This window comes from Mesorhizobium sp. B2-5-3 (genome assembly GCF_006441005.1).
Lineage (GTDB): Bacteria > Pseudomonadota > Alphaproteobacteria > Rhizobiales > Rhizobiaceae > Mesorhizobium.
Genome location: NZ_VFUS01000005.1, coordinates 185,522 through 200,942 on the forward strand (window position 1 = coordinate 185,522; position 15,421 = coordinate 200,942).

At 62.5% G+C, this 15,421-nt stretch carries 12 protein-coding genes, 1 tRNA gene and 1 pseudogene; 4 read left to right on the top strand and 10 right to left on the bottom strand.

Annotated elements, in window-relative coordinates; genetic code table 11:
- Positions 1–8: 8 nt before the first annotated feature.
- Positions 9–144 (bottom strand): annotated as a pseudogene (locus FJ867_RS28965) (IS630 family transposase); the annotation flags it as partial.
- Between the two features lie 105 nt (positions 145–249).
- Here FJ867_RS28965 and FJ867_RS13810 point away from each other — a divergent pair.
- On the top strand, positions 250–996 hold the full coding sequence (locus tag FJ867_RS13810; protein WP_140496937.1) for a hypothetical protein: 747 nt from the start codon (positions 250–252) through the stop codon (positions 994–996).
- The gene (locus FJ867_RS13815; protein ID WP_140523785.1) at positions 993–1,691 is read left to right on the top strand and encodes a hypothetical protein; all 699 of its coding nucleotides are present in this window, start codon (positions 993–995) and stop codon (positions 1,689–1,691) included. Before FJ867_RS13810 ends, FJ867_RS13815 begins: the two co-directional genes overlap by 4 nt.
- A 27-nt stretch (positions 1,692–1,718) precedes the next feature.
- On the opposite strand, the gene FJ867_RS13820 is transcribed toward FJ867_RS13815, so the two are convergent.
- Positions 1,719–1,794: transfer RNA gene (locus FJ867_RS13820), tRNA-Thr, on the bottom strand.
- A 363-nt stretch (positions 1,795–2,157) separates the two neighbouring features.
- On the opposite strand from FJ867_RS13820, the gene FJ867_RS13825 reads away from it, so the two are divergent.
- Positions 2,158–3,309 (top strand): hypothetical protein, encoded by a 1,152-nt coding sequence (locus FJ867_RS13825; protein ID WP_140496901.1) that lies wholly within the window; start codon positions 2,158–2,160, stop codon positions 3,307–3,309.
- Positions 3,310–3,333: 24 nt separating this feature from the next.
- Here FJ867_RS13825 and FJ867_RS13830 read toward each other — a convergent pair whose 3' ends face one another.
- Complete coding sequence (locus FJ867_RS13830; RefSeq protein WP_140817641.1) at positions 3,334–4,935, bottom strand: cisplatin damage response ATP-dependent DNA ligase; 1,602 nt, start codon at positions 4,933–4,935, stop codon at positions 3,334–3,336.
- Between the two features lie 4 nt (positions 4,936–4,939).
- Complete coding sequence (locus FJ867_RS13835) at positions 4,940–5,950, bottom strand: ligase-associated DNA damage response exonuclease (RefSeq protein WP_140523790.1); 1,011 nt, start codon at positions 5,948–5,950, stop codon at positions 4,940–4,942.
- Between the two features lie 186 nt (positions 5,951–6,136).
- On the opposite strand from FJ867_RS13835, the gene FJ867_RS13840 reads away from it, so the two are divergent.
- On the top strand, positions 6,137–6,496 hold the full coding sequence (locus FJ867_RS13840) for a hypothetical protein (RefSeq protein ID WP_140817643.1): 360 nt from the start codon (positions 6,137–6,139) through the stop codon (positions 6,494–6,496).
- A 43-nt stretch (positions 6,497–6,539) separates the two neighbouring features.
- Here FJ867_RS13840 and FJ867_RS13845 read toward each other — a convergent pair whose 3' ends face one another.
- From FJ867_RS13845 to FJ867_RS13870, 6 genes are all read right to left on the bottom strand, one after another.
- A complete protein-coding gene (locus tag FJ867_RS13845) occupies positions 6,540–7,481 on the bottom strand; it encodes a glyoxylate/hydroxypyruvate reductase A (protein WP_140496893.1) in 942 nt (313 codons plus the stop codon).
- An 86-nt stretch (positions 7,482–7,567) separates the two neighbouring features.
- On the bottom strand, positions 7,568–9,199 hold the full coding sequence (locus FJ867_RS13850; RefSeq protein WP_140685050.1) for an ABC transporter ATP-binding protein: 1,632 nt from the start codon (positions 9,197–9,199) through the stop codon (positions 7,568–7,570).
- Positions 9,196–10,341, bottom strand: a complete 1,146-nt coding sequence (locus FJ867_RS13855; protein ID WP_140556756.1) for an ABC transporter permease — start codon at positions 10,339–10,341, stop codon at positions 9,196–9,198. The genes FJ867_RS13850 and FJ867_RS13855 overlap by 4 nt, the downstream gene beginning before the upstream one ends.
- Positions 10,341–11,435, bottom strand: a complete 1,095-nt coding sequence (locus FJ867_RS13860) for a microcin C ABC transporter permease YejB (RefSeq protein WP_140496886.1) — start codon at positions 11,433–11,435, stop codon at positions 10,341–10,343. The genes FJ867_RS13855 and FJ867_RS13860 overlap by 1 nt, the downstream gene beginning before the upstream one ends.
- A gap of 168 nt (positions 11,436–11,603) precedes the next feature.
- A complete protein-coding gene (locus tag FJ867_RS13865) occupies positions 11,604–13,472 on the bottom strand; it encodes an extracellular solute-binding protein (protein WP_140523801.1) in 1,869 nt (622 codons plus the stop codon).
- Complete coding sequence (locus tag FJ867_RS13870; RefSeq protein ID WP_140564885.1) at positions 13,472–15,349, bottom strand: extracellular solute-binding protein; 1,878 nt, start codon at positions 15,347–15,349, stop codon at positions 13,472–13,474. Before FJ867_RS13870 ends, FJ867_RS13865 begins: the two co-directional genes overlap by 1 nt.
- Between the last annotated feature and the right edge of the window lie 72 nt (positions 15,350–15,421).

Consider the following 15,421-nt stretch of genomic DNA (forward strand, 5'->3'; position numbering starts at 1 on the left):
ACGGTCGATGTGGCTTGCTGGTGAGCTGTCTCAAATGTGAGTGCGACGACCCGCTCGACAGGTCCGTCGTGAAGAGGCGCGATGCCGGTTGCTTGGCTCTTGTCGCGCAAAAACACCATCGATACCTTCAGAGATGAAACGCTCGTGGCAACCCGGACACACGGCATTGCGAATGTGCTTCTGGTCTTCCGCGTGCAGTGCTGCCATGCTAGATTCGTCTAAATTCACATCAGATTACAGAACTGCCACATGATACCAATCTACATTGGCTATGATCCGCGCGAATCCCGAGTTCTGGACGTGGCGCGATGGAGCGCCTATCGGCGGACAAGCACCCCGTTGCAGATACAGCCGCTCGTGCTCAAGGACCTTGTAGCCCAAGGAATCATGACGCGGCCGATGGAAGTACGTGACGGTAAGCTCTGGTGCCCGATTTCCGAGGCGCCGATGGCGACCGAGTTTGCCATATCGCGCTTTGCCGTTCCGTTCATGGGGCAAAGCGGCTGGGCCATGTTCTGCGATTGCGACGTCCTGTTTCTGAAGGATCCGGTCAAACTGCTCGATCTGCTCGATCCTTCCTACGCGATCATGGCGGTCAAGCACCAGCAACGCGAATCCGAAGCGGTCAAGATGGACGGACAAACGCAGACGTTCTATCGCCGCAAGAACTGGTCGTCGGTCGTTTTATGGAATCTGGATCATCCCGCCAACAAGCGGCTGACCAAGGAGATGCTCAATACGTGGCCCGGACGTGACCTCCACGCCTTCAAATGGCTTGAGGACCATGAGATCGGCGAATTGCCCCTGGCGTGGAACTACCTCGTCGGGGCTTCGGCTTCCGAACTCGATCCCGCCGATGTCTCGCTGGCGCATTATACGCTCGGCGGCCCTTGGTTTGCGGGTTGGTCCGGCACCACGCAATGGGACGAATTGTGGAGCCGGGAAGAGAGCATCCTGCGCGCGTTTGAGGAACAGGCGGTTCAGATTCCCGGATGAAAACTCCGCTTTCGGATCTCTTGCCAGCCTTCTCAAAGCCAATTCTTCGCCTGCCCAGGGCCACGGGTCCCGCCTTGGTGATGGGCTCGGCGCCGAATTTTCGCCTCCCGCAGGGACATGATGCCGATTGGGCACTTGTGACCGTCAATGCTTCCCAGCTTTTGGCGGAAACCGTCGGCCTCCCCGTTCCCGATATTGCCGTGATCCGCCGCGGCATTTTTGTCGACGCCAGCGAACAGGATTTCTACAAGCGTGATTTGTTGAGAGGACGGCAGGCAAAGCACCTGATCATCCCGGTTTGGCCTGATGTCGAGGACAAGCTGAAAGCCGGTTGTCGCACCTTCGACTATCATTATGAGACCTTGCAGGCGCTTACCAAATGGCAGCTTGCCAACGTCGTCTGGCAGCTTAGCGGCAAATATCATATGTTCCGCGGCTGGCACCGGAAGATCTCCACTGGAGCCTTCGCGATCATACTGGCGCGTTTCGCCGGCTTTGCCCCTGTCGTCGTCAGCGGGTTTTCCCTGTCCCAGGCCGGGCACGGATACGACACCCGAAACGCCTTTCGATATCACGCCAACGAAGATGCGGCCCTGCTTCGGCGGGTGGTGAGAAGAGGCGAACCGATCTACGCGGAGGACAAAGACTTCGCTGCCGAAAGTGGATTACCCTTGTGGCAGGGGCAGATGCCATGATGGCAACGGCAGCAGTGGCTGGGGAAGTGGTGCCGCTTGCGTGACTCGAACACGCGACCCCATCATTACGAATGATGTGCTCTACCAACTGAGCTAAAGCGGCCCGGGAAGCGTTAGGCCTCCAAGATGGGCTGGGTGATAGACTCAACCGACGGCGAATTCAAGATGGGCGATCGCGAATTCAGGATGCGGCCCGGCAATTCGTGTTGCGCGTCGTTCCGCCCCGACGCATCGCCGACAAAGCCGGCTGCCACGCCCTTACCGATCGGCCGGGACATTGCGCCTGGCCCCGTGCCTCCCTGCCGGCAAAGATCAATGAAGCATGTTGATTTCGTTGCCGGAATACCGCCAAGATGGACTTTGGACACTCCAACGAGGCAGAATGCGGACGCTCGCCCGTTGATTGATTGGTCGGCTGCGGCTAACGATCATGGCGAGGTTTGGGCAACGCACAGAGGGATCTCGCTTGGACGCAATCGAAAAAGCGATCCGGAACGCCCTCGAAAGAGGCAATGCCGAGGACCGCGCATACCGCGAAAAGGTCTATCGCTCGGCTTTCGCCGCGCTCGACCGCGCGCTCCAGGCCAATCCCGGCGTGACGGTGGAAGTCGCCATCAAGCGCCGCAAGGCGATACAGGCCAAGATCACCGAAATCGAATCCGAATTCCTGCCGGCGGTGCCGGATGTCGCTCCCCAGGCTGAGTCCGATGCACCGGCGGTCGAGCTTCCGGCGAGCCCGGCTGCACCCGCCGCAACCGGCGAGAGCGCGGCGCCGCCCGCAGTTTCCGTCGACGAGCCTGCACAGCCGGCTGCCGATGCCCCGCGCTCGCGCGTCTTGCCGGTCGTTCCAGACATCATGCCCGACGCGACCCTTTCCGGCGTGCCGTCCATCGACATGTCGGCTCCCGCTTCGTCCGAAGCCACGGCTGAAGTGGCGCCCGATCGCGACGAGAGGCGCATCAGGGGCCGGCGCCTGCCGCTGACCGCCATCTTCCTCACCGTGACGCTGCTCGCCGCGGTCGGCATCGGCCTGTTTTTCGCCATGCAGACCGGCGTCTTCAAGACCCAGGCTCAGCTCGACACCGCGCCGCCCGAAGCGCCGCCGACCGTCGAGGACGACGATTTCACGCCGGCGGATGGCGAGACCGGGCCGGAAAAGCCCGGCGCTGCCGATCAGGCGCGCAACTGGATCAACGTGTTTTCGCCCACCGACCCGGCGCATGTCAGCGCTCCGTCGGACGCCAAGGCGGAAACGATGAAGGACGATTCCGGGCCATTCCTGCGCATCCAGTCCGGCGCTTCCGGTTCGGCGATCAGCTTCGATGTCGGGCAAGGCGTGCTGGAGAAGCTCGCCGGCAAGCACGCCGTGTTCGATATCGTCGCCCGCGCCGAGGACGGCAAGGACACGCAGATCTCGGTCGACTGCAATTTCGGCGAGCTTGGTGATTGCGGCCGCAAACGCTATGCGGTCGGCCAGCAGCGCAACGAATATCTCTTCGACGTGAAATTCCCCGACAAGCGGCCCGGCTCGGCCGGAACGATCGCCATCAACTCCGATTTCGACAAGCAGGGCAAGGCGGTCAACATTTACGAGATCCGCGTCTCCGTCGAGCCTTGAGCGCCGGCACCGGAGAGGGTGCGATCAACGATCGAGCAGCGCCTGCAGCGTCTCGATGCGGTCGGCCTCGTTGGCGGGCTTGTCCCAGCGCAGCCGCGAGATGCGGGGAAAGCGCATGGCAACGCCGGATTTGTGACGCGTCGAACGGTTGAGCCCTTCGAAGGCGACTTCCAGCACCAGCCCGTTGTCACGGTCGGCGCGCACCGAGCGCACAGGCCCGAAACGCTCGATCGTGTTGTCGCGGACATATTTGTCGATCTGCCTCAATTCCTCGTCGGTGAAGCCGAAATAGGCCTTGCCGACCGGCACCAGTTCCTCCTCGCCTTCCGCTCCGGACCAGACGCCGAACGTGTAATCGGAGTAGAAGCTCGAGCGCTTGCCGTGGCCGCGCTGGGCGTACATGAGCACGGCGTCCACCGTGTGCGGGTCACGTTTCCATTTGAACCAGGGCCCCTTCGGCCGGCCGGCGACATAGGGCGAATCCCAGCGCTTCAGCATCACGCCTTCGATGATCGGGTGCGGCGGCGCCCGGCGCAGTTCCTCCAGCGCCTGCCAGTCCGAGAACGCGACGAATGGCGAAAGATCGAAGCGGCTCGGGTCGAGCGTTTTCACGAAGTTTTCGAGGCGGACGCGCCGCTCCCGGAAGGGCAATCCCCGCAAATCCTCCGCGCCGACCTGCAAAAGGTCGTAGCAACGCATGAAAGCCGGATATTGCTGCTGCATCTTCAGTGACACCGTCTTGCGGTTCAACCGCTGCTGGAGATCCGAGAATGTCCCTGTCGCTTCCCGGGGATCGCCGACCAGCAATTCCCCGTCGAGCGTGGCCGAGAAAACCATCGCCTCGGCGAGGTCGGGAAAGGCGCCGGAGACATCGTCGCCGGTGCGCGAATAGAGCCGACGGATGCCGCCTTCCGACACCGCCTGGACGCGGATGCCGTCCCATTTCCACTCGGCCGCGTAATCGGCGGGGTCGAGCCTGTCGAGATCGCCGTCGCCGACCGGGTTGGACAGCATCACCGGCCGGAACAGTGCCCGCGCGGCCCTCTCGGGCTTTGCGGCCTTGCCTTCCAGCCATGCGAACAAGGCTGTGTACGGCGGCGACAGCCCGTGCCAGAGTTCCTCGATCTCGGCGACGTCGACCTTGCCGAAATCCGCCAGCGCCTGCTTGGCCAGCCGCGCCGACACGCCGATGCGCAACCCGCCGGTGACCAGCTTGATGATGGCGAAGCGGGCCGAGATGCCGGCACTGTCGAGCAGGTTTGCCAGCACTTTCGGCCCGTCGGAGCGGCTCGCCGCCTGCAGCTTCGCGACCACCTCGCCGAGCGTCGGCTCGCGGTTCGGTATGGTTCCGGGCGTCTGCGGCCAGACCAGCGACACGGTCTCGGCGAGATCGCCGACATAGTCGTAGGAATAGCCGAACAGCACCGGATCCATGCGTTCGGTCACCAGGGTGCGCAGCATCGCCGGCTTGATCGCGGCGATGTTGAGGTCGCCGGTGATGGCAGCCAGCGCCAGCCCGCGATCAGGATCCTCGACGCTGCGGAAATAATCGGTCAGCAGCGTCAGCTTGCCGTTGCGCGACGGCGTCAGCACAAGGCGGTCGAGCAGTTCGGCGAAGCGATTCATGCCATCAATCGCCCTCGTCCTCATACCCCACCAGATGCAGTGGCCGCGCCGCGATGCCTTCGAGTTCGCACCAGCGCACCAGCGCCTCCTCGCGGCCGTGTGTCACCCAGATTTCCTCTGCGCCGGTCTCCTTGATCGTGGCGGTCAGTTCGTCCCAGTCGGCATGATCCGAAATGATCAGCGGCAGCTCGACGCCGCCCTGCTTGGCGCGCTGGCGGATGCGCATCCAGCCCGAGGCGAAGCAGGAGATCGGATCGGGAAAGCGCCTCGCCCAGCGATCGGCGAAGGCGGCCGGCGGACCGACGACGATGGCGCCGGTGAAATCATCCTTGCTGGCGCTCTCCACTGTCGCCGGCTCCAGCGTACCGAGATCGATGCCCTGGCTCTGGTAGTAGTCGCTGAGCTTGGCCAGCGCGCCGTGGATATAGATCGGCCTGTCGTAGCCGGCGTCGCGCAACAGACGCATCACCCGTTGCGCCTTGCCCAGCGCATAGGCTCCGATGAGATGCGAGCGTTCGGGGAACTGCGCCGCCGATTTCAGGAGCCGCGCGATCTCCTCCTCGTCCGGCGGGTGGCGAAACACCGGCAGGCCGAAGGTTGCCTCGGTGATGAACACATCGCACGCGATTGGCTCGAACGGCAGGCATGTCGCGTCCTGCTGCCGCTTGTAGTCGCCGGAGGCGACGATGCGCATGCCCTGATGCACGACCGCGATCTGCGCCGAGCCCAGCACATGGCCGGCCGGATGAAAGCTGATGTCGACGCCGTTGAGGGCAATTCGCTCGCCCAGTCCTGCCGTCTGTGTCGTGCCTGCAAAACCCTCGCCATAGCGAAGCTCCATGATGTCCAGCGTCTGCTGCGTCGCCAGCACCGACCCGTGGCCGGAGCGTGCGTGGTCGGAATGGCCGTGCGTGATCAGCGCCCGGTTGACCGGCCGCACCGGGTCGATGAAGAAGTCGCCCGGCGGGCAGTAAAGGCCCTCGGGCCGGGGATGGAGCAGGTCGCTGGCGCGCATTGTTCCAAGATAGTGGCTAATTCGGGCGCGGGAAGCCTGTTGCAAGAGACTGCTGACTCGGCCTACAGCCAAGCGCCGGGCAGCAGTCAGGCGACGCGGTCTGAGGCCTGTGGGTGCCTCTGCTGCGAAAAAGCCCCAATCGCATGCCGGATTATGTCGGGGCAGTGTCGTACGGAGGGATTTTCCATGCGCTGGAACATGATGGCCTTGGCCTCTTGCCTCGTTATGGCGGGCTGTGTCGGCAACTCCATGTCCGAGCGCCAGGACGAAAACGTCCAGTCTTCACTGCAATATGACAGCGTGCCTTGCGGCCAGTTGCTGGCGCAACGCAACGGCCTGGCTCGGCAATACAATCTGTCCCAGCAGGCCAAGCCGACATTCTCCAACCCCGCGATGGGCTTCGGCCCGTTCATTCCGGATATCCGCTCCAAGACCAAGCGCGATGCCGACAAGGCAAGCGGCGAGATCGACGCCATGAACCGGTCTATCGAGCGCCGCGATTGCGGCAAGCCGGACAAGCAGAAGAAGTTCGCTCTGCCCGGCTGACGCAGGTCGCCTAAGGCGATCCCGATGACCACATGCCAGCGGCCTAATATCCCGCTTTGCGGTCCACCAGGTTCTCCAGCTTTTCGCCCCGCTCGAAGGCGTCCATCTGGCGCAGCATGATCGGCGCCAGGTGGACGGGATCGGACGTGGCCGCGGCATGCGGCGTCACGAACACTTTCGGATGGGCCCATAGCGGGCTGGTCTTCGGCAGCGGTTCGACCTCGAACACGTCGAGGCTCGCTTCCTTCAGCGTGCCGTCGTCCAGCGCGCGCACGATGTCGGCATCCTTCTGCAGGCGGCCGCGACCGGCATTGATCAGCACCGAGCCGCCAAGACCGTTGCGCTTGCGCAATTCCTTCAGCACGCCGTAATTGATGATACCCTTGGTATCCGGCGTCAGCGGCAGCAGCACGACCAGTATGTCTGTGGCATTGAGGAACGGGATAAGCCCGGCCTCGCCGCAATAGGTCGCGACACCTTCCATCGGCCGGTCCGTGCGCGACCAGCCATTGACCGCGAAGCCGAGCGACAGCAGCGCCGACGCCGCCGCGCGGCCGAGACTGCCGAGCCCCATGATGCCGACAGAGATATCTTCAGCGGTGCGCTGCGCCGGCTCGCGCCATATCTTCTTCGGCTGCTGCGACCGGTACAGCAGGCCCTGGCGGTGATGATCGAGCACCCGCCAGACGACATATTCGGTCATGTGCTGGGCCAGGTTGCCGGCGACGACCTTGACGATCGGCACGTCCGGCAGGCTGGGATCGGAGAAGATGTGGTCGACACCGGCGCCGATCGAGAAGATGGCGCGCAGATTGGGCAGCGACCCCAACAGGTTCGGCCGCTGTTTCCACACCACCGCATAGGTGATCGAAGGATCGCTGGCGCCGTCCGGCTCGAGCACCACCTCGCGCTCTGCGGACAGCAGTTCGCGCCAGCGCTGCGGGTGAAAGCCGGTGACGGCAAGCAGGATTTTGCCTTTTTCCATTTATGGATTTTGTCCTGTTGTTCGGTTTGGAGCAATTGCGGGAAAGGCGCAAGGCGGCTTTCCGTCCGGAATTGCGAAGGAAGGAGTCACTCGCTGACGACCCCCGTCGGGGCGGTTTCTATCTTGAAGGCGGCCGAGATCAGCGCCCGAGTATAGTCGGTTTGCGGCTTTTCAAAAATCTGTTCGGAAGGACCGGCTTCGACGATCTGGCCATTGCGCATGACGATGACATCGTTGGCCAGGGCCCGGATGACCTTGAGGTCGTGGCTGATGAAGAGATAGGCGAGGTCATGCTTGGCCTGCAGGCTGCGCAGGAGGTCGACGACCTGCGCCTGCACGCTCATGTCGAGCGCCGAGGTCGGCTCGTCCAGCATGACGAAACGCGGGTTGAGCACCATGGCGCGAGCAATGGCGACGCGCTGGCGCTGGCCGCCGGAGAATTCGTGCGGATAGCGGTTGCGCGTCGCCGGGTCGAGCCCGACTTCCTTCAGCACGTCGACCACCTTGTCGTCGCGCTCGTCGAGCGACAGCTTCGGCTCGTGGATCTTCAAGCCTTCTTCGATGATCTCGGCGATGGACATGCGGGGGCTCAGCGAGCCGAAAGGATCCTGGAAGACGATCTGCAATTCGCGCCTGAGCGGGCGCATGGCGTTGAACGAGAGCTGGTTGATGTCGCGCCCGTTGAACTGGATGGTTCCGCTCGACGAGATCATCCGCGCCAGCGCCAGGCCGAGCGTGGTCTTGCCCGACCCGGACTCTCCAACCACGCCCAGCGTCTGGCCGGCCCGCACGGTGACATCGATGCCGTCGACCGCCTTCACATGGTCGACGGTGCGTCGGAAGAAGCCCTGCTTGATCGGAAACCAGACTTTGATGTCCTTGCCGGTCATCACGGGTGCGGCGGCGCTGTTGGCCGCGGGTGGCTTGCCCTTGGGCTCGGCCGCCAGGAGATGGCGCGTATAGGCGTGCTGCGGATTGGCGAAGATGTCCTTGGTAGGCCCCATCTCGACGATCTTGCCCTTGGTCATCACGCACACCCGGTCGGCGATCTTGCGCACGATGCCGAGATCATGGGTGATGAACAGCATCGACATGCCCTTGCGGCTTTTCAAGCCGGCCAGCAGCTCGAGGATCTGCGCCTGCACGGTGACGTCGAGCGCCGTCGTCGGCTCGTCGGCGATCAGGAGTTCCGGCTCGTTGGCCAGCGCCATGGCGATCATGACGCGTTGGCGCTGGCCGCCGGACAGCTGGTGCGGATAGGCGTCGAGCCGTTTCTGCGGATCGCGAATGCCGACCTCGTTGAGCAGGGCCAGCGTGCGCGCCTTGGCCGGGCGGTCGGCCATGCCCTGGTGCAGCTTCAGGATTTCGACGATCTGCTGCTCGATCGTGTGCAGCGGATTGAGCGAGGTCATCGGCTCCTGGAAGATCATGGTGATCTTGTTGCCGCGCACCCGTCGCAGTTGCTTCTCGTTCATGGCGAGCAGGTCGGCGCCCTGGAACAGGATCCTGCCCGAGGGGTGGCTGGCGCTGGGATAGGGCAAGAGCTTCAGCACGGACAGCGCCGAGACCGATTTGCCGGAGCCGGATTCGCCGACCAGCGCCACCGTCTCGCCCTTGGCGATGTCGAAGGAGATGTGATCGACGGCCAGCGACTGCTGTCCGCCTTGCGCAAAAGCGACGCTGAGGTCCTGGACCGAGAGCAAGGGGGCGTCGCTCATCGGAACGTCTTGCGCGGATCGAAGGCGTCGCGTGTCGCCTCGCCGACGAAGACCAACAGCGACAGCATCAGCGAGATGACGACGAAGCCGGAAATGCCGAGCCACGGCGCGTTGAGATTGCGCTGCGCCTGCTTGAGCAATTCGCCGAGCGAGGCCGAGCCCGGCGGCAGGCCGAAACCGAGATAGTCTAGCGAGGTCAGCGTCGAGATCGAGCCTGAGAGCAGGAACGGCAGGAAGGTCAGTGTCGCCACCATGGCGTTGGGCAACAGGTGCCGGAACATGATGGTGCGGTTGCGCACGCCGAGCGCGCGCGCCGCGTTGACGTACTCGAAATTGCGCGCGCGCAGGAATTCGGCCCGCACCACGCCGACCAACGCCACCCAGGAAAACAGCAGCATCAGCCCGAGCAGGATGAAGAAGCCCGGCGGCAATATGGCGGCGACGATAAGCAGGAGATAGAGCACGGGAATAGCCGACCATATCTCGATGAAGCGCTGGAACAGCAGGTCCGTCCAGCCGCCGAAATAGCCCTGTAGGGCGCCGGCCGCGACGCCGATCAGAGCCGAGCCGGCGGTCAGGATCAGTCCGAACAGCACCGAGATGCGGAAACCGTAAATGACCCGCGCCAGCACGTCGCGCGCCTGGTCGTCGGTGCCCAGCCAGTTCCAGTTACCGACGCTGCAGGCCGGATCAGCAGCCCCCTGCGGGTACTGGTTGCAGCGCGTCTTGGCGTCATACTGCCAGGACGGCTTGGCCGGGGCTGCTTCGGGAATGGCATTGTTGACGGTCTGGTAGGAATAGCGGATTGGCGGCCAGATCATCCAGCCATTGGCGTTGATCTCGTCCTGGATCACCGGGTCGCGATAGTCGGTGACGGCATAGAAGCCGCCGAACTTCTCTTCGGGATAGGCGACCAGCACCGGAAACAGGATCTCGCCCTTGTAGGAGGCGATGATCGGCTTGTCGTTGGCGATGAATTCGGCGAACAGCGACAGCACGAACAGGACAAGGAAGATCCACAGCGACCAGTAGCCGCGCCGGTTGGCCTTGAAGTTCTCCAGGCGGCGCTTGTTGAGCGGCGACAGAAACGGCCGCGGCATCCGCTCCGGCACGACCCCGGCGGTAACACTTGCCTCCGACATCAAACGTCTCTCCGCTCGAAATCGATGCGCGGATCGACCCAGGTGTAGATGAGGTCGGACAGCAATCCGACGAACAGGCCGAGAAGCGAGAAGATGTAGAGGTTGGCGAACACCACGGGATAGTCGCGTTCGACCACCGACCGGAAGCCGAGCAGGCCGAGCCCATCGAGCGAGAAGATGTTTTCGATCAGCAGCGAACCGGTGAAGAAGGCCGAGATGAAGGCGCCGGGAAAACCGGCGATGACGATCAGCATGGCGTTGCGGAAGACATGGCCATAGAGCACCTGCCGTTCCGAGAGGCCCTTGGCGCGGGCGGTCACCACATATTGCTTGCGGATTTCCTCCAGGAAGGAATTCTTGGTCAGCAGCGTCGTCGTGGCGAAGGCCGACAGCACCAGCGCCGTCAGCGGCAAGGTCATGTGCCAGAGATAGTCCCCGATCTTGGCCGGCCATGACAACTGGTCCCAATTGTCCGAGACGATGCCGCGCAGCGGGAACCAGTCCCAGAACGAACCACCGGCAAACAGCACCATCAGCATGATGCCGAACAGGAAACCCGGAATGGCATAGCCGACGATGACGACGCCGCTGGTCCAGATGTCGAAGGGGCTGCCGTCCTTCACCGCCTTGCGGATGCCGAGCGGGATCGAGATCAGGTAGGACAGGAGCGTGATCCACAGCCCGATCGAGATCGACACCGGCATTTTTTCCAGGATCAGGTTGAGCACCGAAATGTCGCGGAAATAACTGTCGCCGAAATCGAACCGGATATAATTCCACAGCATCAGGCCGAAGCGCTCGAGCGGCGGCTTGTCGAAGCCGAACTGCTTCTCCAGCTTCTTGATGAATTCCGGATCGAGCCCCTGCGCGCCGCGATATTTTGAACCGACGTCGCCGGCGGCATCGAAATTACCACCGCCCGCATCGCCGCCGCCACCGCCCAGACGATCGCTGCCGCCCTGGTTCGTCAGCTTGGCGATGACCTGCTCGACCGGGCCGCCGGGGGCAAACTGAATGACGGCGAACGAGATCGCCATGATGCCGAACAGGGTCGGAATCATCAAAAGGATGCGGCGCAGGATATAGGCGCCCATCAGATGGTGCCCTCCCGACGCATGTGATTGGCGAAACCGTCGATGAACGCGCCTCTTTCCCCGTCACTATACGGGCAGAGGATGCCGGTCCACCCTCCGCAGCTACGGCGCAGCTGCTGCGGAGGACGGGCAGGCAGGTGAGGGGCGGTGCTTACGCCCGCAAGAAATTCAGCCTTTGCCAATTTTTGCCGCCTTGCCCTTGTCGAACCACCACAGCGTCTCGACCGGAAAGCCGAAATCAGGCTTTTGCTCGACGAAGCCGAACATGTCCCAATAGGCGACGCGGTGATTCGCCAGATAGTATGTTGGAATCCAGTCCAGCCGCGCGCGCAAGACCCGATCGAGCGCTCTGAGCGCGGTGACGAGTTCGGACCGGCTTCGCGCCTTGCCGGCTGCCACGATCAACGCGTCGATGGCCTTGCTTTCTGTTCCGGGGTAGTTGCGCTGCCCCGGGATTTTCGCCATTCGAGAATCATAGAGCATCTCCAGGCTGTCATCAGTCGGCGTCGCCCCGATCGACCAATGCAGCACGGTAAGATCGAAGTCGAAATCGCTCTGCCGCTGTTCATATTGCGCCGAATCGACCTGCCGGATCGAAGCGTCGATCCCGATCGCCTTCATATTCTCGGACCATGGGGTGTAGATGCGAACGATGCCGTCATCCTCCGTCAGCATTTCCACCCGCAGCCGCTCGCCCTTGTCGTTGACGACGAAATTGCCCGCCCGCTTCCAGCCGGCTTGCGCGAGCAATCTCGAAGCCTCGCCCAGCAGCTTGCGATCATGGCCTGACCCGTCGGACAGAGGCTGCGTCACGGCTTCGCCAAAAACCTCCGGTGGCAACTCGGCCCGGAATGGCTCCAGCAGGACCAGTTCCTCAGGCGAGGGCAAGCCTTCGGCCTTGTAATCCGACCGTTCGAAGTTCGATTGAGAGCGCTCGTAAGAGCCATAAAACAACGCCCGCTTCATCCATTCGAAATCGAAACACCGGGCGATCGCCCGTCGCACCCGCTCATCGCGGAATTGCGCACGACGCTGGTTCAGTGCGACGCCCTGCATGTCTGGCGTCTTCTCGCCGGGAAATTCCCGTTTGACGACCTTGCCGTCCTTGAGCGCCGGAAAATCGTAGCCGGTCGCCCAGACCCGCGCGGTAAACTCCTCGCGAAAATGCGTGTCACCCTTCTTGAAGGCTTCGAACGCCGCCTGCCGGTCGAGATAGAAGTCGATGCGGATACGGTCGAAATTATACTGGCCGCGATTCACCGGGAGGTCGCGGCCCCAATAGTCGGGCACGCGCTCATATTCGACTGTCTGTCCCGCGGCCACTCGCCCCATTTTGTATGGTCCCGAGCCGAGCGGCGGCGTCATCGTCGAGGCATTGAAATCATTGACCGCATAAAAGGCCTTGGACACGATCGGCATCGCCACGATCCTGAGGATGTTTTGCGCGGACTGTTCGCCGTTGAAGGTAAGGTTGAGGGTGAGTGGATCCTCGGCGACCGCGTCGGTCATATACCGCAACGCCTGGGAAAGGTTCGGATGCCCTTGCTCTTTGTAAAGCTTCAACGCGAAGACGACGTCTTCGGCGGTTAGCGGCGAGCCGTCGTGGAAACGCGCTTGCGGTCGCAGCGCGAAGCGGAAGCCGTTGCGGTCTTGCGACAAGGTGACGGACTCGGCAAGCAGGCCGTAGACCGCATCCGGCTCGTCGAGCGCGCTTGCCATCAAGGAATCGAAACAGAGTTCGGTGCGCGGCGGCGCATCTCCTTTCAATACCAGGGAATTCAACGTGTTGAAGGTCAGGAAGCTTTGGTTGAGCGTGGCGTTCGGCGGCGCGAAATTCATCTGGCCGCCCTTGGGTGCATCCGGATTGACGTAGTCGAAATGCGTGAAATCCGGTTTGTATTTGAGGTCGCCGTAGGCGGACAGGCCGTGCAGTTTGGTGCCGGTCGCAATATTGGCAAAGGCTTTTCCGGGCAACAGGGCGGCGACAGCGGCGGCACTGCCCAGGCCCAGGAAATCGCGACGGGGCAGCACCGCCATCAATTGTTGCCCTTGTATTTGGCCGCCAGCGCCTTTTCCTTCTCCGGATCGATCCACCAGGAATTCTGGTCGGCGCCGATATAGCTCGGCTGTTTGGCGGGAATGCCGAATTTGTTCCAGTAAGCCAGCCAGACCACGGCTCGATAGTACTGCGGCACGACGTAGTAGTTCCACAGCAGCACGCGGTCGAGCGCATGGGTGGCGGCAACCAGATCGTCGCGGTCGGTGGCGAAGATGATGCGGTCGACCAGGGCATCGACGACCGGGTTCTTGATGCCGGCGTAGTTGCGCGACCCCGGTCGGTCGGCTGCCCTGGAACTCCAGAAGTCGCGCTGCTCATTGCCAGGCGATTCCGACTGGCCGAGTTGCCCGATAATGACATCGTAGTCGAAATTGTTGACGCGGTTGACGTACTGGGTCTGGTCGATGATGCGCAACGTGGCGTCGACGCCGATCTTGCGCAGATTGGCGATATAGGGGCTGGAGATGACCTGGTCGGTGTCGTTCCAGCCGAGTATCTCGAACTTGAACGGCTCGCCGGTCTTGGCATTGACCATCTTGCCGCCCTTGATCACCCATCCAGCCTTGGCGAAGAGGTCGACTGCCTGCTTCAGGTATTTCCGCTCGGCCTGCGGCGAATCGTAGACCGGCAGCTTGAATTCCTGGGTGAACAGCTCGGGCGGCAGCTTGTCGCGATACTGTTCCAGAATTTCCAGCTCCTTGCCTTGCGGCAAGCCGCTGGAGGCCAGTTCAGTTCCCTGGAAATAGCTGCTGGTGCGGGTGTTGAACCCGTAGAACAGCGTACGGTTCATCGTCTCGAAGTCGAAAGGATAGGTCAGCGCGGCCCGCACCAGGCGGTCCTGGAACAGCGGGCGCCTCTGGTTGAGCATGAAAGCCTGCATCGGCTCTGGCGAGGTGGTTTTGAATTCCTGCTTGATGACATCGCCGGCCTTGACCGCCGGGAAATCATAGAATGTCTTCCAGCGCTTCGAACTGTTTTCCGGTTTGATGTCGTCAAGTCCGCCCTTGGTGAAGGCCTGCCAGGCGGCATTGTCATCAAGAATGTAAGTGAAACGCTGCCTGTCGAAATTCTCGCGGCCGACCTTCACCGGCAGCTTGGCACCCCAATAGTCCGGCACGCGCTGCCAGACGATTTCCGAGCCAGGCTTGAAGCTGGCGATCTTGTAGGCGGCGGAGCCGAGCGGCGGCTCCAGCGTCGGCCTGGTGACGTCGCGCTTCTTGCCGTTGGCATCCGTGCCTTCCCACCAGTGTTTCGGTAGCACGGCGAGGTCACCCAGGATTTTAGGCAGCTCGCGGTTGCCCTTCTGGCTGAAATGAAACTCGACTTCGCGATCCGAGACGGCCACGGCATCCGTGACATTCTCGAAATAGCGGCTGTACATCGGGCTGTTCGCCTTCAGCACCTGGAATGACCAGATCACGTCGTCGACGGTGATAGGCTGGCCGTCATGCCATTTCGCGCGGGGGTCGAGCCGGTAAGTCGCCGAGGAAAAGTCGGCCGGGTATTTGTAGGCGTCGGCGATCAGCGGATGGCTGACACTGCCTTCGTCGGTCGCCTGCTCCATCAGCGTGTCGTAGAGCAGGCCGCCGCCGAACCCGACCAGGCCGGCGGCCGGTGAACCCTGCACGATATAGGGATTGAAGCTGTCGAAAGTGCCCAGTACCACCGAATTCAGCGTGCCGCCTTTGGGTGCGTTGGGGTTCACGTAGTCGTAGTGCTGGAAATTGTCGCCATATTTGGATTCGCCGATCAGCGATGAAGTGGTGCGCCACTCATCGGCCAGGGCCGCCTGCAACCCCGCGGCCAGCAGGGCCGCCGCCAGCAACGATTTGAGAAGCACTGGGCCAAGCGTCATCCACTGTCCTCTTCGCGATGCGTGCCATCATCCAGAAAGGCAATCTAGATGATTTGCCGCGCGTGAAAACCG